General features: G+C 62.6%; 17 protein-coding genes. 11 read left to right on the top strand and 6 right to left on the bottom strand.

Annotated features, from left to right (window positions below; genetic code table 11):
* The first annotated feature begins 210 nt into the window (after nt 1-210).
* Complete coding sequence (locus QRN48_RS07850; protein ID WP_285349879.1) at nt 211-2580, top strand: DNA polymerase II; 2370 nt, start codon at nt 211-213, stop codon at nt 2578-2580.
* Nucleotides 2581-2692: 112 nt separating this feature from the next.
* Here QRN48_RS07850 and QRN48_RS07845 read toward each other — a convergent pair whose 3' ends face one another.
* On the bottom strand, nt 2693-3640 hold the full coding sequence (locus QRN48_RS07845) for an AraC family transcriptional regulator N-terminal domain-containing protein (RefSeq protein ID WP_497293207.1): 948 nt from the start codon (nt 3638-3640) through the stop codon (nt 2693-2695).
* On the opposite strand from QRN48_RS07845, the gene QRN48_RS07840 reads away from it, so the two are divergent.
* The 3 genes from QRN48_RS07840 (at nt 3639) to QRN48_RS07830 (ending at nt 6172) form a co-directional block, all read left to right on the top strand.
* Nucleotides 3639-3827, top strand: coding sequence for a hypothetical protein (locus QRN48_RS07840; protein ID WP_037010725.1), 189 nt, complete (start codon nt 3639-3641; stop codon nt 3825-3827). The two genes, QRN48_RS07845 and QRN48_RS07840, sit on opposite strands and share 2 nt — an antisense overlap.
* On the top strand, nt 3824-4852 hold the full coding sequence (locus QRN48_RS07835; protein WP_285349878.1) for an alpha/beta hydrolase: 1029 nt from the start codon (nt 3824-3826) through the stop codon (nt 4850-4852). Before QRN48_RS07840 ends, QRN48_RS07835 begins: the two co-directional genes overlap by 4 nt.
* A gap of 138 nt (nt 4853-4990) precedes the next feature.
* Nucleotides 4991-6172, top strand: coding sequence for an MFS transporter (locus tag QRN48_RS07830; protein ID WP_285349877.1), 1182 nt, complete (start codon nt 4991-4993; stop codon nt 6170-6172).
* 48 nt (nt 6173-6220) lie between these two features.
* Here QRN48_RS07830 and QRN48_RS07825 read toward each other — a convergent pair whose 3' ends face one another.
* Nucleotides 6221-7090, bottom strand: a complete 870-nt coding sequence (locus QRN48_RS07825) for an oxaloacetate decarboxylase (protein WP_191943501.1) — start codon at nt 7088-7090, stop codon at nt 6221-6223.
* A 238-nt stretch (nt 7091-7328) separates the two neighbouring features.
* On the opposite strand from QRN48_RS07825, the gene QRN48_RS07820 reads away from it, so the two are divergent.
* From QRN48_RS07820 to xylB, 7 genes are all read left to right on the top strand, one after another.
* Nucleotides 7329-7694, top strand: a complete 366-nt coding sequence (locus QRN48_RS07820; protein WP_037010720.1) for a type II toxin-antitoxin system RelE/ParE family toxin — start codon at nt 7329-7331, stop codon at nt 7692-7694.
* Nucleotides 7678-7998 carry a helix-turn-helix domain-containing protein gene (locus QRN48_RS07815; RefSeq protein ID WP_037010718.1) on the top strand — a complete coding sequence of 107 codons (321 nt, stop codon included), beginning with the start codon at nt 7678-7680 and terminating at the stop codon, nt 7996-7998. The genes QRN48_RS07820 and QRN48_RS07815 overlap by 17 nt, the downstream gene beginning before the upstream one ends.
* A gap of 328 nt (nt 7999-8326) precedes the next feature.
* Nucleotides 8327-9832 carry a sugar ABC transporter ATP-binding protein gene (locus QRN48_RS07810; protein ID WP_037010715.1) on the top strand — a complete coding sequence of 502 codons (1506 nt, stop codon included), beginning with the start codon at nt 8327-8329 and terminating at the stop codon, nt 9830-9832.
* A 343-nt stretch (nt 9833-10175) separates the two neighbouring features.
* Nucleotides 10176-11168 (top strand): ABC transporter permease subunit, encoded by a 993-nt coding sequence (locus tag QRN48_RS07805; protein ID WP_037010714.1) that lies wholly within the window; start codon nt 10176-10178, stop codon nt 11166-11168.
* A 64-nt stretch (nt 11169-11232) separates the two neighbouring features.
* Nucleotides 11233-12174 (top strand): ABC transporter substrate-binding protein, encoded by a 942-nt coding sequence (locus tag QRN48_RS07800; RefSeq protein ID WP_285349874.1) that lies wholly within the window; start codon nt 11233-11235, stop codon nt 12172-12174.
* Nucleotides 12175-12200: 26 nt separating this feature from the next.
* Complete coding sequence (locus tag QRN48_RS07795) at nt 12201-13199, top strand: LacI family DNA-binding transcriptional regulator (protein ID WP_285349872.1); 999 nt, start codon at nt 12201-12203, stop codon at nt 13197-13199.
* Between the two features lie 76 nt (nt 13200-13275).
* The gene (xylB, locus tag QRN48_RS07790) at nt 13276-14760 is read left to right on the top strand and encodes a xylulokinase (RefSeq protein WP_285349870.1); all 1485 of its coding nucleotides are present in this window, start codon (nt 13276-13278) and stop codon (nt 14758-14760) included.
* A gap of 945 nt (nt 14761-15705) precedes the next feature.
* Here xylB and QRN48_RS07785 read toward each other — a convergent pair.
* The 4 genes from QRN48_RS07785 to QRN48_RS07770 all read right to left on the bottom strand — a co-directional run bounded on the left by QRN48_RS07785 (nt 15706) and on the right by QRN48_RS07770 (nt 21001).
* Nucleotides 15706-17937 (bottom strand): xanthine dehydrogenase family protein molybdopterin-binding subunit, encoded by a 2232-nt coding sequence (locus QRN48_RS07785; protein WP_285349868.1) that lies wholly within the window; start codon nt 17935-17937, stop codon nt 15706-15708.
* A 15-nt stretch (nt 17938-17952) separates the two neighbouring features.
* A complete protein-coding gene (locus tag QRN48_RS07780; RefSeq protein ID WP_285349866.1) occupies nt 17953-18936 on the bottom strand; it encodes an FAD binding domain-containing protein in 984 nt (327 codons plus the stop codon).
* Nucleotides 18936-19607: a (2Fe-2S)-binding protein gene (locus QRN48_RS07775; protein WP_285349864.1), complete on the bottom strand. Its 672-nt coding sequence runs from the start codon at nt 19605-19607 to the stop codon at nt 18936-18938. Before QRN48_RS07775 ends, QRN48_RS07780 begins: the two co-directional genes overlap by 1 nt.
* Nucleotides 19608-19996: 389 nt before the next feature.
* Complete coding sequence (locus QRN48_RS07770; RefSeq protein WP_285350012.1) at nt 19997-21001, bottom strand: NAD(P)-dependent alcohol dehydrogenase; 1005 nt, start codon at nt 20999-21001, stop codon at nt 19997-19999.
* Nucleotides 21002-21039: the final 38 nt, after the last annotated feature.

Here is a 21039-nt window from a genome sequence, read left to right as displayed (position 1 = left end):
GCCCGCAGGGCTTACATCGTTCCCGAAGGATAGGCCGTCGGCGCTGACCGCCCAAGTGGCCTCGCTTCAAACGGCCTCGCTTCAAGTGACCGCGCCTCAAGCGAACAAGGTGTGGCAGCGTGCTGACGCGCCTGTGGTCTGTCGCCGCGCTTTTCCTGTCGCGTTCACCGTAGAATCGCTGTCTGAAATGATGGCGACGAGGTTGCGAAGGTGGATTTACAGCAGGGCTTCGTCCTGACCCGGCATTGGCGCGACACCGACGCGGGGACCGAGGTGGAATTCTGGCTGGCCACCGACGACGGGCCGCGCCAGGTGCGCCTGCCGTACCAGACCTCCGTGGCGTTTATCCCGGCCCAGCATCGCGAGCGCGCCGAGGCGGTGCTGCGCAACGAGCGCAATGTCGAGCTCAAGCCGCTTGAGTTATGTGACTTTCGTCATCGCCCGGTGCTCGGTCTGTACGTGCGTCAGCATCGCCAGTTGATGAACCTGGAAAGCGATCTGCGCAAAGCCAGCGTCGATGTCTACGAAGCCGATGTGCGTCCGCCCGAGCGTTACCTGATGGAGCGTTTCATCACCGCGCCGGTGCAGTTCAGTGGCCGGCCGGATGCCAACGGCCTGCTGCTCGACGCTCAGCTCAAGCCGGCGCCGGGGTATCGGCCGACCCTTAAACTGGTGTCGCTGGACATCGAAACCACCGAGCGCGGCGAGCTTTATTGCATTGGCCTGCACGGCTGCGGCGAGCGGCAGGTGTACATGCTCGGCCCGCCCAACGGCGATGCCACGCAGGTGAATTTCAAGCTGGAGTATTGCGACACCCGAGCAGCCCTGCTGGAAAAGCTCAATGCGTGGATGGCGCTGCATGACCCGGACGGCATCGTCGGCTGGAACGTTGTGCAGTTCGACCTGCGCGTTCTGCACGAGCATTCGCGGCGCTTGAACGTGCCGCTGCGTCTGGGGCGGGGCGGTGAGGTCATGACCTGGCGCGAACACGGTGCGCGCAACAACCATTTTTTCGCGGCGGCGGCCGGGCGTCTGATCATCGACGGCATCGAGGCGCTGCGCTCGGCCACCTGGAGTTTCCCCTCGTTCAGCCTGGAGAACGTCTCGCAGACGCTGCTGGGCGAAGGCAAGGCCATCGACAATCCGTATCAGCGCATGGATGAGATCAACCGCATGTTCGCCGAGGACAAGCCGGCACTGGCGCGCTACAACCTCAAGGACTGCGAGCTGGTGACGCAGATCTTCGACAAGACCGAGCTGCTGACCTTCCTGCTGGAGCGTGCCACGGTCACCGGTCTGCCGGTGGATCGCAACGGCGGCTCGGTGGCGGCATTCGAGCACCTGTACATCCCGCTGATGCACCGGCAGGGCTTCGTCGCGCCGAACCTGGGCGAGCGCATGCCCGAGGCCAGCCCCGGGGGCTTCGTCATGGACTCGCGTCCGGGCCTTTACGAGTCGGTTCTGGTGCTCGATTACAAAAGCCTGTACCCGTCGATCATCCGCACGTTTCTGATCGATCCGGTGGGCTTGATCGAGGGCCTCAAATACCCTGACGACAGTGACTCGGTGGAGGGCTTTCGTGGGGCGCGCTTTTCGCGGACGCGGCACTGTCTGCCGGCCATCGTCGAACGGGTCGCCGAGGGGCGCGAAGTAGCGAAGCGCGAAGGCAATGCGCCGCTGTCCCAAGCCTTGAAAATCATCATGAACGCCTTCTACGGCGTGCTGGGCTCAAGCGGTTGCCGCTTCTTCGACACTCGCCTGGCGTCGTCGATCACCTTGCGCGGCCACCAGATCATGCACCAGACCCGCCTGCTCATCGAAGCGCAGGGTTATGAGGTGATTTACGGCGACACCGACTCCACGTTCGTTTGGCTGAAAAAGGCCCATGAACAGGCCGAGGCGGCGCAGATCGGCAGCGCGCTCGTCCGGCAGGTCAATGACTGGTGGCGCGCCCATGTGAAGGCAGAATACGGCCTGGAGAGCGCCCTTGAGCTGCAGTTTGAAACCCACTTCAAACGCTTTCTCATGCCGACCATTCGCGGTGCCGAGGAGGGCAGCAAGAAGCGCTATGCGGGCCTGGTCACCCGGGCCAATGGCCAGGACGAAATGGTCTACAAGGGCCTTGAAGTGGTGCGCACCGATTGGTCGCCGCTGGCCCGCACCTTCCAGCAGGAGCTGTACCTGCGGATCTTCCAGCGCGAGCCGTTCCAGGAATACATCCGCGATTACGTGCGCCGGACCCTGGCCGGCGAGCTGGACAGCCAGCTCATCTACCGCAAGCGCCTGCGCCGGGCCCTCGACGATTACGAGCGCAATGTGCCGCCTCACGTGCGCGCGGCGCGCCTGGCTGATGCCTACAACCGTCAGCAGGGTCGACCGTTGCAGTACCAGAATCGCGGGTGGATCAGCTACGTGATCACCGTCGCCGGCCCCGAGCCGCTGGAAGTGCGCACCGCGGCCATCGACTACGACCACTACATCAGCAAACAGCTGCAACCGATTGCTGATGCGATCCTGCCGTTCGTGCTGTCGCGCACCCTCGATCTCAGCGCTCAGGACCAGTTCAGTTTCGACTTCTAGTGCAGCCGTCCTGTGGCGCCTCCAGACTGCGCCTGACGGTCAAGAGTGGGTGACTGATGACACCTGCTTCGCCGGACTGGTGAATAAGGGACCACCACCGCGATCGATCAGGTCAGGACATCACCAGCGCCTGGCTGCGCAGCCTCGCGATGTCCTTTTTCGGTGGCGCACCGAACAGCCGGCCGTACTCGCGGCTGAACTGCGACGGGCTCTCGTAACCGACTTTGAAGGCGGCGCTGGCGGCATCCAGATGTTCGTTGAGCATCAGGCGGCGGGCTTCGTTCAGGCGCAACCATTTCTGGTACTGCAGCGGGCTCATCGACGTCAGGTTGCGAAAATGCAGGTGGAAATTCGGCGCGCTCATCTGCACGCGTGCCGCCAGGTCCTCGACGCGCAACGCCGCCGTGTAGTTGAGCTTCAGCCAGTCGATGGCCCGGGCGATCCGGTGACCCTGGCTGTCGACGGAGGCGATGTGCCGCAGCAACGGCGCTTGATCGCATTTGAGCAGCCGGTAGTGGATTTCCCGCTGCAGCAAGGGCCACAGGACGGGGATGGCCTCAGGCTCCTGCAGCAGTTCGACGAGCCGGCCGACGGGGTCGAGCAACCCTGAGGTGAGGGACGCAATGCCGGCGCTTTTGCGCACGGGGCGTTCTTTGGGCGTCGGCGCGTTGCCCTGGGCAATCAGCTCGGTCAGCGTGCGCAGGTCGAGCCTGAACACCAGCCCCAGACACGGGACGTCCGCGCTGGCGAGGGTCACGGCGGAGTTGGCCGGCAGGTCCAGCGAGGTGATGAGAAAGCGCGTCGTGTCGTAAGGGTAGACGTCGCCACCAATCACCATTTCCTTGGCGCCCTGAACCACCAGCACGATGCTCGGCGCCAGGATACAGGTGACTGGCGGCGAGGGCTCGTCGCGACGAAACAGCCCCAGACCGTCGATGGTGGTGGGAAAGTCCCCCGGGCCGGGTGTCATGGCACCGATGATGCTCACCAGCGAAGCCAGTGATGCCTGCGATGCAGCATCGGCTGCGCCGGAGTCGGTTATCGAAGGAAGTGGTGGCATGGCTGCGGCCCTCTGGATCAGGCCGGCACTGTACGTGCGCGGCAAAACGGCTGTCCAGCCGACCGCAGCGGGTCTGATCGGATCAGGCAAGAAAACCACCGGATCGCTCTACTGGTTCACCCGGCATCGCCATGACTATGTGCATCGCACACTCATCGCGCCGTGCCGGCGCCGGAGACATTCATGAAACGACTGATGATAGGACTGGCCCTGCTGGCCAGCTCCTTCGTAACGATGGGGGCCGACATGTCCAATGGAGCTGACAATTTCTACGTGAGCGAACAAGTCACCCGGCAAAAGGTGACGTTCAACAACCAGTACCAGCTGAAGACAGTCGGCAATCTGTTCGTGCCGAAAAACATGATCAGCGGGCGGCAATACCCGGCGATCATCGTCGGCCACCCCATGGGCGCGGTGAAGGAGCAGAGCTCCAACCTGTATGCACAAAAGCTGGCAGAGCAGGGGTTCATCACCCTGGCGATCGATCTGTCGTATTGGGGTGAGAGCGAAGGCCGACCGCGCAACGCGGTTGCGCCGGAAATGTACGCCGAGGATTTCAGCGCGGCGGTTGATTACCTGGGTAGTCAGGGCTTCGTGAATCGCGAACGCATCGGCGTGCTGGGTATTTGCGGCAGCGGCAGTTTCGCCATCAGCGCCGCGAAGATCGACCCGCGCATGAAGGCCGTGGCGACGGTCAGCATGTATGACATGGGCGGGGTCAATCGCAATGGCCTGCAGCATTCAGTCAGCGTTGAACAACGCAAGGCCGCGATTGCCGCGGCGGCTGCACAGCGTGATGTCGAGTTCGCCGGCGGCAAGACCCTTTACACCAGCGGCACGGTGGACGCGCTGACGGAGAAATCCAATCCCATCGAGCGCGAGTTTTATGATTTCTACCGCACGCCAAGGGGCGAGTTCACGCCGTCGGGTCAGTCGCCGCTGTTGACCACTCATCCCACGCTGAGCAGCAACGTCAAGTTCATGAACTTCTACCCGTTTGCTGACATCGAGACGATCTCGCCGCGGCCGATGCTGTTCATCGCCGGTGAAGACGCACACTCGCGTGAATTCAGCGAAGAGGCCTATCGCCTTGCCGGTCAGCCCAAAGAGCTGGTGATTATCCCCGGCGCCGGGCATGTGGACCTGTACGACCGGGTCGATCTGATTCCTTTCGCCCGGCTGACCTCTTTTTTCCAGACCCACCTGAAATAAGCACCGACGCGTGTGCTTGCCGGGTAATCCGGCGAGCCGTCGGATCGGCCATTGAGGCCGGGCGCGCAGTTGGGCGCGTCTGCGGTGGATAACAGGCCCCTGCAATCTGCCAGGGGTTGAAACATGTAGGAGTTTTTCATGGGCACCCCTGCTGCACCGTTTACTGCTGTGACCCGCCACGTATGGGGCGCTGTGCTGGCCATGGCCCTGTGCGCGTTCGCGCTGGTGGCTTCGGAGTTTTTGCCGGTCAGTCTGCTGACGCCCATCGCTACTGACTTGAGCCTGAGTGAAGGGCAGGCCGGGCAGGCGATCGGCATTTCGGGTTTCTTTGCGGTGATCGCCAGCCTGTTCCTGTCGACGCTGACGCGGGGGCTGGACCGCAAACCGGTCCTGCTGAGCATGACCGTGCTGCTGGTGATTTCCGGGATCATGGTCGCCTTCGCGCCGAATTATCCTGTACTGATGCTGGGCAGGGCGGTGTTGGGCATCGCGATTGGCGGTTCATGGTCGATGAGCACCGCGGTGATGATGCGCATCGCACCTGAGTCGGTCGTGCCCAAAGCCATTGCGATGGTCCAGAGCGGCACCGCGCTGGCCACCGCCGTCGCCGCGCCCTTGGGCAGCTTTCTGGGCGGCCTGATCGGCTGGCGCGGTGCGTTTTTCTGCGTGGTGCCGCTCGCCGCGCTGGCGCTGTGCTGGCAGGCGTTTACCCTGCCGCGCATGCCCAGTGAACGCGGCGCCGGGTCGGCAACGGACGTGTTCCGTTTGCTCGGCCGTGCCAAGGTGTTCTACGGCATGGTGGCAGTGGCTTTGCTGTTCATGGGGCAGTTCGCGCTGTTCACCTACCTGCGGCCGTTTCTGGAATCGGTGACCGGGGTGGACGTGCCGGGCCTGTCGATGCTGCTGCTGATCATCGGCGTCTCGGGGTTGGCCGGCACCCTGCTGATTGGCGCGCTGCTGGCCAGGCATCTGTACCGGGTGCTGATGGTGATTCCGTTGCTGATGGCCGTTATTGCCGTCGCCCTGGTGGTCTGCGGTCAGTCATTCGGCATGACCGCCGTGCTGCTCGGCGCCTGGGGCCTGATCTCGACCTGCGCACCGGTGGGCTGGTTTACCTGGTTGACGCGCACCCTGCCCAGAGACGCCGAGGCGGGGGGCGGTCTGATGGTAGCGGTCATCCAGTTGGCAATCACGCTGGGCGCGACCGCAGGCGGTTGGCTGTACGACGGGGTCGGCTACAGCGCGACGTTTATCGCCAGCGGGGTGTTGCTGCTGATGGCCGGCGTGCTGGCGTGGAAGGTGTCGCGCACGGCGGTTTGAGGCTCAGGTGTGACACGGCGCGCTGCCAGGCGGCAGCACGCCTGGGCGTCACTCCTTAACGTCCATGAAGTCCTTCGCCCAGGCCACATAGCTTTCCGGGAAGGTGTAGGTGTGGGTCAACTCGGTGGCGCTGTGGTTCGAGGTGCTGTGCGTGACCTGACGTTGCGCGCGAAGGCTGTCGTAGGTGGCCTTGATTGCCGCAAAATAGGCGGCATGGCCGGCAACCACCACCCGCACGCCGCAGTCGGCGAGGCGTTGGCGGTCGTTGAGTTTCGGGTTGCCGTACGTCACCAGCATCAATGGGACGCTGAGCTTTTCCGAAATCTGTTCCAAGTGCTCGAAGTCCTTGATGCCGACGATGCAGATGCCATCGGCACCGGCTTTTTCATAAGCCAGGGTGCGTTCGATGATGTCCTGTACCGGCAGGACTCCGGCGTTGGTCCGCGCCACAATCGACAGTTCCGGATCGACCCGGGCTTCCAGCGCGGCCCTGACCTTGCCAATGCCTTCTTCGATGGACACCAGGTCCGTCGACTTGCGCCCGAATTGCGCGGGCAGCAACGTGTCTTCGATGGTCAGCGCCGCCACACCGGCGCGTTCGAGCTCTTCAACGGTGCGCATGACATTCAGCGCGTTGCCATAGCCGTGGTCGGCATCGGCGATGAAGGGCAACTGCGCAACGCGACCGATGCGCGTGGCCTGCTCGACGAATTCACTGAGGGTGATCAAGGCGAAATCCGGCGCGGCCAGCACCTGCAGCGACGCCACCGACCCGCCCAGGATACCGACCTCGAAACCCAGATCGGCCGCGATACGCGCGGACATGGGATCAAACACCGAGGCCGTCTCGACGCATTGCTGCGACGCCAACTGCTCACGGAATTTGCGACGCAAAGCGGAGTGGGAAATTCTGGACATAGGGCTTCCTGATTCTGGCGTCATCGAAATGCCGGCAATGCTACCGCAAATTTCGGCTGAAACGACTCACCTCGACGAGCGACGTGCGCGGTTTGATCAAATATCACACGGTCATGAATTCCCACAGCGTTTGAAGTAAAGACCGCAGCGATGCGTCGTCGTCGGTGAGGCGACGAAACACAGCTGGAGAGGTATACCACCAAGTGGTAGATTTCTCTCTTGGCGTAGGTGCACCGATATGACGGAAAGGGTTTTCAAAACGAAGGGCTTCAGCGCAGCGGCAAAGAAGGCGCTCATAGACGACGATGAGCTGTGCAACGCGCTGGAGGACGTCAGGAACGGCCAAGCAGATGACTTGGGAGGTGGGGTCTGGAAGAAGAGACTCAACAATAATCGTCATCGCTCGATCATTTTGGCCAAAGGCCGGTTTTACTGGATTTACCAATTCGTGTTTGCGAAACAGACCCAGTCGAACATCAGCAAGCAAGAACTCCTCGCCTTCAGGAAACTCGCCAAAGTTTACGAAAAAATCAGCTGTCACCACGTTCAGATGTTGCTGGATCGTCGGGAGCTAACGGAGATATGTCATGCGAAAGAAAATTGAAAGCGAGGCGCTCGCGTCCGTGCACGAGTCAGCCGAGGCGTTGTTGGCGATTGGCGCCATCGATAAGGCGACGATGCGCGAGTTCGACCAGTGCTGCATCGCCGAGATGCCTGCAGAGATCAACCCCGCGCAGATCAAGGAGATCCGCGAGCGCAGCCACGTAAGTCAGCCGGTATTTGCGCGTTACCTCAACACCAGCACATCCACGATCAAGCAATGGGAGGCGGGGTCCAAGCGGCCAGGCGGCATGGGCCTCAAGCTGCTCAGCATCGTTCAGAAGCACGGGCTGCAGATATTGGCTTGAGGCAAGACTATGAGTCGGGGGGCGTGCTACCGACCGACCTGCGTAGCGCTGCCTCAATGGCAGCCACAAATAAAAACGCAAGCGCTTGCGTGAATCGATTCAGCTGTTCTAGAGTGTTTCAAAGTAATTCCCGAGCGCCGCCCGATAGAGGCGGCCCGAACATAAAAACAAGAAACCCGGAGTTCTGCATGAAGTTAGACAGGTTCAGCTCGTCTGCTTGCCCACCACGCGTCTCGTCCCCGGCCATCCTTGTGTTTCCTCTGGTCACTCAGCCGTGAGTGCCGTTCCGTTGACCTCGCCTCAATCCGCCCCTCAGCCCGTACTGGAAATGCGCGCCATCTCCAAGACGTTCAACGGTCTGCGCGTGCTCAAAAACGTCGCCCTCAAGGTGTACGCCGGTGAGGTGCATGCCTTGATGGGCGAGAACGGCGCCGGCAAGTCCACGCTGATGAAGATCCTGTCCGGCGCTTATCAGGCCGATGCCGGTGGAGAAATTTGCATCGAGGGCCAGACACTTGGCGCGTTCAATCCGCTGACGGCAAAGGCGCGCGGCATTGCCGTGATTTATCAGGAACTGAGCCTCTGCCCGAACCTCAGCGTGGCCGAAAATATTTACCTGGGCCGCGAGCTTCGGCGCGGCTGGAGCATCGATCGCAAAGCGATGGAAGCGGGCTGCGTTGAGGTGCTGGTGCGGCTGGGCGCCGATTTCAAACCGTCGACCAAGGTCAGCGTGCTGTCGATTGCCGAGCGGCAGTTGGTCGAAATCGCCCGAGCGCTGCACGCCAACGCCAAAATCCTGGTGATGGACGAGCCGACCACACCGCTGTCGTCGCGCGAGACCGACCGGCTGTTCGCGCTGATCAAACAACTGCGCGACCAGGGCCTGGCCATCATTTACATCAGCCATCGCATGGCCGAGATCTACGAGTTGTCCGACCGGGTTTCGGTGCTGCGTGATGGTGAATACGTCGGCATGCTGGAGCGCGACGGGCTGTCCGCCGAAGCCTTGGTCAAGATGATGGTGGGCCGTGATCTCTCCGGTTTCTACAAAAAAGAGCACGCCGCCTACGACCCCGGCGCAGTGGTCATGCGGGTGCGCGACATGGCCGACGGCAAGCGCGTCAAGCCGTGCAGTTTCGACCTGCACGCCGGGGAGGTGCTGGGCATTGCCGGGTTGGTCGGGGCAGGGCGCACCGAGCTGGCGCGCCTGATCTTTGCCGCCGATGCGCGCGTCTCCGGCAGCCTGGAAGTGGCCGGCAAAGCGGTCACTGACCTGCGCGATCCTGCCGACGCGATTCGTGCGGGGGTGGTGTACCTGACCGAAGACCGCAAGGCCCAAGGGCTGTTTCTGGACATGAGTGTGCGCGACAACATCAACGTCTGCGCCTGCGTGCCGGATGCCCATGCCGGCGGCGTACTGGATCGCGGGCGTGGAGCGCAGCGGGCCATTGAGGCGATTCGCTCGCTGTCGATTCGGGTGGCGTCGGGCAAGGTGAACGTTGGCGCGCTGTCAGGCGGCAATCAGCAGAAGGTGCTGCTGGCGCGGCTGCTGGAGGTCAAACCTCACGTGCTGATACTCGACGAACCCACACGCGGCGTGGACATCGGCTCGAAGTCGGAAATCTACCGAATCATCAATGAACTGGCCAAAGCCGGCGTCGGCATCGTGGTCATCTCCAGTGAGCTGCCGGAAATCATCGGCACCTGCGACCGGGTCCTGATCATGCGCGAAGGCGAGTTGGTGGCCGAAGTCGGCGGCGCGTCCGGCCAGGAAATCTCCCAGGAGCGGATCATTGATCTGGCAACCGGAAGTGCGCAGGTGGCGCATGCCTAGACCCATCCCTCAGGTCCGACACGAAACCTGTAGGAGCGCGCTTGCCCGCGAAAGCTGTTCGGCAGCGCCCAATGCATCGCCTGACACCGCGCCATCGCGGGCAAGCGCGCTCCTACAGATAATCGCTTCTTCATCACCTTTGATGGCCAGGCGCTGGGACGTGCGCAGGTGGTGCATGCCTAGACCTCTCTTTCACGGTCGACACGAAACCTGTAGGAGCGCGCTTGCCCGCGAAAGCTTTCCGACAGCACCCAATGTATCGCCTGACACGGCGCCATCGCGGGCACGCGTTCGCCTACAAAAAACTGTCTTTCATCAACAACAATAAAAAGGAACCCAGGCCATGAGTCTGCCCCTGGAAAATTCGCCCACCGTTGCCGCCATCAGCAAACGTGAACGCGTGCGCGAACTGATGCGCACCGTTGGCATGCTGCCTGTGCTGGTGCTGTTGTTGATCGGTTTTACGCTGATGACCGACACCTTCATGAGCTGGCAGAACCTGTCGATCATCACCCAGCAGGCCTCGGTCAACGTGGTGTTGGCGGCGGGGATGACGTTTGTGATCCTGACCGCCGGCATCGACCTCTCGGTGGGCGCCATTCTGGCGGCCTCGGCGGTGGTTGCGCTGCAAGCGTCGATGTCGCCGCAGTTCGGCATGTTCGGGATCGCCGCAGGCATCGGCTTCGGTCTTTTGCTGGGTCTGGTGAACGGCGGTCTGATTGCTTTCATGCGCCTGCCGCCGTTCATCGTCACCCTCGGTGCGCTCACCGCCATGCGTGGCCTGGCGCGTTTGCTGGCCGACGACAAAACCGTTTTCAACCCGGACCTGCCGTTTGCCTTCATCGGCAACGACTCGGTGCTCGGTGTGCCGTGGCTGGTGATCATCGCCGTCGCGGTCATCGTGGTCTCGTGGTTCATCCTGCGCCGCACGGTCATGGGCGTGCAGATCTACTCGGTGGGCGGCAACCCGGAAGCGGCGCGGCTGTCCGGGATCAAGGTGTGGAAGGTATTGCTGTTCGTCTACGCCGTCTCCGGCGCCCTGGCCGGGCTCGGCGCCGTGATGAGTGCCTCGCGCCTGTTCGCCGCCAATGGCTTGCAACTGGGCCAGTCTTACGAGCTCGATGCCATCGCCGCGGTGATCCTCGGCGGCACCAGCTTTACCGGCGGGGTCGGCACCATCGGCGGCACGCTGATCGGCGCGCTGATCATCGCCGTGCTCACCAATGGCCTGGTGCTGCTTGGGGTGTCCGACATCTGGCAGTACATCATCAAGGGCATCGTGATCATCGGCGCGGTGGCGCTTGATCGCTATCGCCAGTCCGGTGCGCGAACCTGATTCACAGCTGTTGCTTGTACGCGTTTCAAAGACTCACTCTGACAATAATCACAAGAGAGCATCCATGAACTTCAAACGTAAATTCCCCGCGGTCGTGTCCCTTTGCCTGGCTGCGCTGCTGTCCCAGGGCGTCGAAGCGCGCGAACTGAAATCCGTCGGCATCAGCCTGGGGTCGCTCGGCAATCCCTACTTTGTGACCCTGGCTGACGGCGCCAAGGCCAAGGCCCTGGAGCTCAATCCCAACGCCAAGGTCACGGCCGTGTCCGCCGACTACGACCTGAGCAAGCAGTTCTCGCAGATCGATAACTTCATTGCGTCGGGCGTCGATTTGATCCTCATCAACGCAGTGGACCCGAAGGCCATTGCCTCGGCCATCAAAAAAGCCCAGGCCGCCGGTATCAAGGTGGTCGCCGTGGACGTCAGCGCCACCGGCGTCGACGCCACCGTGCAGACCGACAACGTGGAAGCCGGGAAACTTGCCTGCCAGTTCATCGTCGACAAGCTGTCGGGCAAGGGCAACGTCATCATCCAGAACGGCCCTCAAGTCACCGCCGTGACCGACCGCGTCACCGGGTGCAAATCCGCATTCGCCGCAGCGCCGGACATCAAGGTGCTGTCTGACGACCAGGACGCCAAGGGCTCGCGCGAAGGTGGCCTGAACGCCATGCAGGGTTACCTGACGCGCTTCCCGAAAATCGACGGTCTGTTTGCGATCAACGACCCTCAAGCCATCGGCAGTGACCTGGCCGCCAAGCAGCTCAAACGCAGCGGCATCATCATCACCTCGGTCGACGGTGCACCGGACATCGAGCAGGCCCTAAAAGCCGACACCTCGATCCAGGCCTCGGCGAGCCAGGACCCGTGGGCGATGGCGCAGCAGGCCGTGGTGATCGGCAATGACTTGCTCAACGACAAGAAGCCGGCCGAAGCAGTGACGCAACTGACGCCCAAGCTGATCACCCGCGACAACGTCGGGTCCTACACCGGCTGGTCGAGCAAGCGCTGAGACGCTGTCATTAAGGAGTCACTGCGGTGATCAAAATGGAGGACGTGGCGCGGCAGGCGCGGGTCTCGACGTCGACCGTCTCCCACGTGCTCAACGGCACGCGCAAGGTCAGCGTGAAGACGGTGGAAGCAGTGCAGCGAGCGGTCCGGGACTTGGGTTACATCCCCAACACCCTGGCGCGTTCGCTGGCACGCTCGCGCAGCCACACCATCGGCGTGGCGATCTCGGCGCTGTCGAACCACTATTTCAGCGAAACGTTGCATGCCATCGAAACCGAATGCGCGCGCCACGGCATCATGATGCTGTTCGTCGATACCCATGACGACCCGGATCAGGAGCTGCGCGTGGTGCAAGCTCTGCATCACCGCCGCGTGGACGGCATTCTGCTCGCGCCGTCCAGCGACCCGCAGCATGCGGCGCTGAAATACCTCACCGGCAATGCCATTCCCAGCGTGCTGGTGGACCGAATGGCCGTCGAAGGTTTTGATCAGGTCGGCGTCGAGAATCGTCAGTCCACGGGCGAACTGGTGGACCATCTGGTCCACCACGGGCACCGGCGCATCGGCATGATCGCCGGGCATCGCGGCCTGAGCACCACCGAGGAGCGGATCGAAGGCTATCGTATGGCGCTTGATCGTGCGGGTCTTACCTGGGACCGACAATTGCTGGTCGATGGTGAATCCAACAGCGAGTCGGCGCGTGTCGCCACCACCACACTTCTGCAGCTGGAGACGCCGCCCACTGCGATTCTGGCGGCCAATAACCTGATGACCATCGGCGCCATGCACGCCTTGCGTGATGCCAACATTGCCGTCCCGGAGCAAATGGCCCTGGTCGGTTTTGATGATTTTGATTGGGCGGATTTTTTTCTGCCGCGCCTGAGTGTGGTTGCTCAGCCAGTCCAGGCCCTCGGCGCGCGGGCGGTGCAGCTGCTGCTGCAACGCATCGAAGACCCGGACGGCGAGCGCCTGACCGAGCAATTGGCACCCACCTTACGCATTCGCAATTCGTGCGGCTGCCGCTGACTCGCCTCATTGAGCCGCTGTTTACTGGCCAGGCGCATTGCCGCAGTCGGTGGTTGAAGACAGGAACCTGAATGCAATGAACGACGCTGTTTCTCTGGGCATCGACCTCGGCACCTCCGAGCTCAAAGCCATTTTGCTGGACGCCAAAGGGGCGGTTCTCGCGCAGGCGGGTGCGCGTATCGACATCAGCCGCCGCCAGGCTGGCTGGTCGGAGCAGAACCCCGCCGACTGGTGGCACGCATGCTCTTCGGCGCTGGAGCGTTTGCGCCAACAGTCGCCCGAGGCCTGGGCCCGGGTAGCGTGCATCGGCCTGTCGGGTCAGATGCATGGCGCAGTGCTGCTGGATGCGGCGGAGCAGGTGCTGTATCCGGCGATTCTCTGGGACGACTCCCGTGCCGTGCATCAGGCGGCGCAACTCAATGAGGATTACCCCGATTACGCGCAGGTCACCGGCAGCCTGGCCATGGCCGGACTCACCGCGCCGAAGCTGTTGTGGATGCAGCAAAACGAGCCCGAGGTATTCGCGCGTATTGCCAGCGTGCTGTCGCCCAAGGATTACCTGCGCTTGCTGCTGACGGGCGAGCAAGTCAGTGACATGTCGGACGCCGCCGGGACCTTGTGGCTGGATGTGGCGCAGCGCCAGTGGTACGCGCCGATGCTTCACGCCACGGGTCTTTCGGTTGAGCACATGCCGAGGCTGCTGGAGGCTAACGAATGCTCTACCGGACTGAGCGCGCAAGTGGCCGACATGCTCGGCCTGGCTCCGAATCTTCCGGTGGCGGCGGGGGGCGGGGACAACCCGGTCTCGGCCGTGGGCATCGGTGCGGTCAATGCCGGTGATGCCTTCGTCACCCTGGGCACCAGCGCAGCGATTGTGGCGATCACCGACCATCCGGCCGGCAATCCGGGCAGCGCGGTGCACAGCTTTTGCCACGCCTTGCCGCAGCGCTGGTACACCATGGGCGCGATGCTGACGGGGGCGAGCGCCCTGCGGTGGGTGACGCGTTTGTTGGGCCAGCCCAGCGAGCAAGCGCTGCTCGATCAGGTCCGTGCCGCGCTGCCGGGGGATCAGCCGGTCAGCATCGGCAATCCGTTGTTTCTGCCCTATCTGGCCGGTGAGCGCACGCCGCACAATGATCCACTGCTGCGCGGCGGTTTCATGAACCTGGGGCATGACAGCACGCCGGCGATGCTGGGTTACGCGGTGCTCGAAGGCGTCGGCTTCGGCTTGCTGGACGCGATGAACGCAGCGCTGTCGGCTGGCGCCACGGTCGACGCGTGTGCGCTGGTGGGCGGCGGCGCGCGCAGCGAATACTGGGCGCAGTTGCTGGCCAACATCCTCAACCGCGAGGTTTACACCCTGCACGGCAGTGAGCTCAGCGCCTGCATCGGCGCGGCGAAGCTGGGATTCATGGCGATCGGGCAGGGCGCCGGGTTGCTGGCGCAAGGGATGCCGGTGAAGACCCGCTATCAACCGATGCCGGCGGTGCAGGAAGTGCTGAGAGCGCGTTATGGCAAGTTCAAAGGATTGCTGGCAGCCGCGCAGGGACTGCGTGAATGAGATTCGTAAGTGCGGGTGATCATCCCCAGTGACTGCATGCGATCCCTTAGTAGGACCGGCTTTAGCCGGGAAGAGGCCAGTTGGAGCACCTGTGATTTCTGCTGATTGTGATGATCGTTCCCACGCTCAGCGTGGGAATGCATCCCCTGACGCTCTGCGTCAACCATGAGACGCGGAGCGTCCAGTCCGGTGTTCCCACGCAGAGCGTGCGAACGATCAGAGTCAAAAGCTTCCCGGCTGAAGCCGGTCCCACCGACTGCATGCAGTGCTGCCGATTTCCTGGGGGCCCACTGACTGCATGTGGTGCTGCTGACTGCATGCGATCCCTGAGTGGGACCGGCTTTAGCCGGGAAGAGGACAGTCGGGGGCACTTGTGATTTCTGCTGATCGTCATGATCGTTCCTACGCTCCGCGTGGGAATGCATCCTCTGACGCTCTGCGTCAACTATAGGACGCGGAGCGTCCAGTCCGGCATTCCCACGCAGAGCGTGGGAACGATCAAGGTCAAAGGCTTCCCGGCTGAAGCCGGTCCCACCGACTGCATGCAGTGCTGCTGATTTCCTGGGGGCCCACTGACTGCATGTGGTGCTGCTGACTGCATGCGATCCCTTAGTGGGACCGGCTTTAGCCGGGAAGAGGCCAGTCAGGGCACCTGTGATTTCTGCTGATTGTGATGATCGTTCCCACGCTCAGCGTGGGAATGCATCCCCTGACGCTCTGCGTCAACGATGAGACGCGGAGCGTTCAGTCCGGTGTTCCCACGCAGAGCGTGCGAACGATCAGAGTCAAAGGCTTCCCGGCTGAAGCCGGTCCCACTGGATGCATGCGATCCCTGAGTGGGACCGGCTTTAGCCGGGAAGAGGACGATGGGGGCGCTGTGATTTCCGGTGATGACTCCCACTGGCTGCATGCGCTGCTCCAGCGGGAACAATTACAACGAAGGGATCAAACCTTCATCGTCGGCGGCAACTCCATCAGTTTGTCCAGCGTGATGGGCAGGTCGCGAATGCGTTTGCCCGTGGCGTGGGAAACGGCGTTGGCCACCGCTGCGGCGAGGCCGGTAATGCCGATCTCGCCGATGCCGCGTGCGCCGAACTCGTTGAGTTCCAGATCAGGGTAATCCAGCAGGATCACGTCAATCTCCGGTTGGTCGGCGTGCACCGGCACCACGTACTCGGCGTAGTTGTTGTTCACCGGCATGCCGTTGCGTTCGTCGTAATCGGTGGCCTCGAACAGCGCCATCCCTACACCCATCACAATCGCGCCTTCGACCTGATTAAGCGCGGTCTTCTGGTTGATCACCTTGCCGACGTCAATGGCGCTGACGACGCGAGCCACGCGCAGCCGCGAGATGCCCGGGTCCCAGCGCACCTCGACAAAATGCACGCCAAACGAGCGAAACGAGTGCTTGCTGGTGTCGTTCATGCCGGTCTTCGCCTCACCGAAGGCGTTGGCCTGTTTCTGTGCCTTGAGCACGTCGGCAATGGCGAACACCTTGTCGCCGCTCTTCAGCTGACCCTGCTCGAAGCTCACTTGATCCGGCTTGATCCCGGCAAAGACACCCTTGGGTGCGGTCGCAAAGGCCTTCAACTGCTCCACTGCCTGACGGGTGGCCTCGGCGATCGCCGGCAGCACGCTGGCCGTCGCCCATGAGCCGCCCGAGACCGGCGCAGGCGGAAAGGAAGAATTGCCGAGCTCGACCTCGATCTTGTCCATCGGAATGCCGGTGATGCTGCTGACCACCTGGGCAACGATGGTGTAAGTGCCGGTGCCGATGTCCTGCACCCCGCAAATCGCCCAGGCCGTGCCGTCGGCGCGCAACGACACCTGCGCTTCGGCCGGCGTGCGGTAAGCGTCCCAGTTGCAGGCCGCCATGCCGTAGCCGATGACTTCCGTGCCGTCTTTCATCGAGCCCGGCGTCGGGTTGCGCTTGCTCCAGCCAAACCGCTCGGCGGCCTGATCAATGCACTCCTGCAGGTGATTGCTCGACCACGGCAGGTTCTGGCTTTCGTCGCGCTCGGACACGTTCAGCTTGCGGAACGCCAGCGGGTCCATGCCCACCTTGTCGGCCATCTCGTCCATTGCCGATTCCAGCGCGAACAGCCCCGGGGCCGCGCCCGGTGCCCGCATGGAGGTCGGCGTGCCGCGGTTGACCTCGATGATCTTGTGGCTGACCAGCACGTTGGCGCAGCTGTACAGGCTCTTGGTCGAGGTGCCGCAGTTTTCCTTGTACGGGTCGGTGAACGACGTGGTGTTGATCGACTCGTGGCGCACCGACACCAACTTGCCCTTGTCATCGGTGGCCAGGCGCATGCGCTGGCGGGTCTCCGGGCGATGTCCGGTGGTGGTGAACATCTGCTGACGCGGGACCACCAGCTGCACCGGGCGATTGAGCACTTTGGCAGCGGCGCAGGCGGCGACTGAATGCGGCCAGATCCATAATTTGCTGCCAAAGCCGGAGCCTATGAACGGCGCCCGCACCTCGACCTTCTCCGGGATCATCCCGAAGATTTTCGCCAGCGAGTTGCGGTGCGCGACCACCCCTTGAGTGGCTTCGTAAACGATCAGCCGGCCATCTTCCCAACTGGCGACGGTGGCGTGCATTTCCATCGGGTTGTGGGTTTCGACCGGCGTCGAATAGGTGGCATCAATGCTGTGCGGCGCGGTGTCGAAGGCGGCGGCTGCGTCACCGCGCGCGTGGCCCGGGCTACCGTCCTGCAGCTTGCCAGCCTTTAAGCCCTGTTCGAGATTGGCCACCGCGTCGGCCTTGCTGTAGCTGACCTTGATCTTGTAGGCCGCAGCCCGAGCGTGTTCAAACGTGTCGGCCACCACCAGCGCGACGAACTGGCCGGCGTAATGCACCGTGTCATCCTCGAACGGCAGACGGCTTTCGTCGGACTTTGCCGCTTTGAGGATCTGCGCAAAGGACATCGGCAGCGTCGAGTTGTGGTACAGCGCCGGGAAATTACCGTGGTGCAGGATCTCCAGCACGCCCGGCGACTGGCGTGCAGCGTCCAGCTCAAGGCCGGTGATCTTGCCGCTGGCAACGGTGCTGAACACGCCGTAGCCGTATGCCATGTTGTTCAAGTGATGGTCGGAGGCATACATCGCAGTGCCGGTGACCTTACGTTGGCCGTCGATGCGACGCGGTGCCGAGCCAATGATTGCGTCAGTCATGGGTGAGTTCTCCGGTCAGGCGGTCAGGGTGCTGAGGTTGCGCACGATCGCCTGTTGCCCCAGGGCAATCTTGTAAGCGTTATGCCGATAGGCCTTGGCGCCCTTGAGCGCGATGGCGGCGACCTTGTCGAGGGTCTGCGGCGTCAGTGGCTGGCCCTTGAGCGCCTGCTCGGCTTCCACCGAACGCCAGGGTTTGGTGCCGACGCCGCCCAGCGCCACTCGCGCATCGCGGACGGTAGTGCCCTCCATGACGACGATGATCGCGCTGGACGCGAGTGCGAACTGGTAAGACGCACGATCGCGCAGCTTGAGATAGGCCGATTGGCTCCCCGCCAATGGCTTGGCCAGCACCACGTGGGTGATCAGCTCATCGTCCAGCAGTGCGTGCTCTTTCCAGGGTGTTGCGCCGGGCAGCAAGTGGAAATCGGCGAAATCGATGCTGCGCTTGCCTTTGGGGCCTTGCACCTCGACCGTCGCGCCAATCGCGACCATGGCCACGCACATGTCCGAGGGGTGAGTGGCGATGCACTGATCGCTGGTGCCCAGCACTGCATGGACGCTGCGGTTGTGCCCGTCGATGGCAGCACATCCCGATCCTGGCTCGCGTTTGTTGCACGGCGAATAGCCGTCGCGAAAGTAATTGCAGCGCACCCGCTGCATGACATTGCCGGCCGTCGTCGCCTTGTTGCGCAGCTGGCTGGTCGCACCCGACAGCAGCGCCTGGGACAGCACCGCGTAGTGCTCGACGATGTACGGGTGATGGGCCAGCTCGGTATTACTCACCAATGCACCGATGCGCACGCTGCCGTCCTTTTGCACCTCGATCTGCTTGAGCGAGAGGTGGTTGACGTCGATGACCTGATCGGCCGGCATGATGTCGAGCTTGACCAGATCCAGCAGCGTGGTGCCGCCCGCCAGAAAGAACGCGGTCTGGCTTTTCGCGTGGGTCGCCACAGCTTGTTCGACGCTGTTGGCGCGCACGTAATCAAAGGCTCTCATCAGCTCACCTCCTGCACTTTGATCCGCGCCGACTGGATCGCCGCGAGGATGTTCTTGTAAGCGCCGCAACGGCAGATATTTCCGCTCATGGCTTCGCGCACGCTGTGATCGTCGGTGCCGATGTTTTTGTCCTGCAGCAACGCCGCCGCGCTCATGATCTGCCCGGAGGTGCAATAGCCGCACTGGTAGGCATCGTGCTCCCAGAACGCTTCTTGCACCGGGTGCAGTTTGCCGTTGCGCGCCAGGCCTTCGATGGTGGTGATGTCGTCGCCTTCGTGCATCGCGGCAAGCGACAGACACGAGTTGATCGCTACCCCATTGACGTGCACGGTGCAGGCGCCGCACTGGCCATGGTCGCAGCCTTTCTTGGTGCCGGTGAGCTGCAATCGATCGCGTAGCACGTCGAGCAGCGCTGCATTGGCTGGGAGGTTCAGGGTGTGCGCCTGGCCGTTGACCTTCAGGGTCATGCGCCTTTCGTCGGCCCTCGGCGGGTCGCGGTCGTCGGCCACTGCGGCCTGGGCCTCCAGCGCCTGGGTCCAGATCGGCGCGGTTGCGGCCGCGAGGCTGGAGACGCCGATGGATTTGAGAAAATTGCGGCGGGACGGGACGGTAAACGCCTTGAGGTCACAAGACGCTTGTTCTTTATCGGGGCGATCAGGCTGGTCGGTCATGAACGGGTTCCTCGTCAGCAGTGGGTCAGACCTGGCGGCCGACGGTGGGCGGACGCACGGGCAGGGACGGCAGGTAGAGCGGCAGGCGGTACGGCTGGGGGCAAACACAGTGTTTTACGTGACTGCGGCCATCAACAATAACCAATGTGCAGGCTCGGCATTCAGCCGAATCAGTGCATGCACTTGTGAGTCGTTTTCATCAATCCGTGGCGCTTATGTCAGCAGCGAGGGCTGGCGTTTGAGGGATCAGTAAAAGCAGGCGGTGCTGGCCTTGGCACACAGTTGTGACCGAAGCGCCGGGGGATGGTTGCGGATATTTATGAAGCGAAAAAAACACCGAATATTACCGCTGAACCGGGCCAGCCAAACCGACCCGGTTGCCTGGCGCATCAGGCGGCGGACGCTTGCTCTTTCAACGTCGCCATGTCGATGACGAAGCGGTACTTCACGTCACCTTTGAGCATGCGCTCGTAGGCTTCGTTAATGTCCTTCATGTGGATCATCTCGATGTCCGAAACGATGCCGTGCTTAGCGCAGAAATCGAGCATTTCCTGGGTTTCCTGAATGCCGCCAATCAGCGAGCCCGCCAGGCTGCGACGCTTGAAAATCAGGTTGAACACGGTGGGCGAGGGGTGCGGTTGATCCGGCGCACCGACCAGAGTCATGGTGCCGTCGCGCTTGAGCAGGTTCAGAAACGCGTCAAGGTTGTGAGGCGCGGCAACGGTATTAAGGATGAAGTCGAGCTGGTTGGTCTGCGTGGCCATCTCATCGGCGTTTTTCGAGACGATGACTTCGTCCGCACCCAGACGCAGGCCGTCTTCACGCTTGTTCGGCGAGGTGGTAAACAGCACTACGTGCGCGCCCATCGCGTGAGCGATTTTGACTGCCATGTGACCCAGCCCGCCCAGGCCGACGACGCCGACCTTTTTGCCGGGACCGACTTTCCAGTGGTGCAGCGGCGAATAGGTGGTGATCCCGGCGCACAACAAGGGGGCGACGGCCGCCAGATTGTCGGTGTGGGAAATCTTCAGGACGAATTTCTCATTCACCACGATCTTGTCGGAGTAGCCACCGAAGGTGTTTTCGCCACCAAAGACCGGGCCGTTGTAAGTGCCGGTGAAGCCGTTCTCGCAATATTGCTCTTCGCCTTCTGCGCAGGAGGCGCAGTGCTGGCAGCTGTCGACCATGCAACCCACGCCGGCGAGGTCGCCGACCTTGAAGTGGGTGACATTGGCGCCGACGGCCGTCACCTTGCCGACGATTGCGTGGCCAGGCACTGACGGGTAAAGCGTGTTGTTCCATTCGTTGCGCGCGGTGTGAAGGTCCGAGTGGCAGACGCCGCAGAACAGAATGTCGATCTGCACGTCATCGGCGCCAGGGTCGCGGCGCTCAATCTAAAAGGGTGCCAGTTTGTCCGTAGCTTCTTGCGCGG

Origin of the sequence: Pseudomonas sp. ME-P-057 (assembly GCF_030208975.1) — a bacterium.
Taxonomy (GTDB): Bacteria; Pseudomonadota; Gammaproteobacteria; order Pseudomonadales; family Pseudomonadaceae; genus Aquipseudomonas; species Aquipseudomonas lutea.
This window is presented reverse-complemented; position numbering and strand designations above follow the sequence as displayed.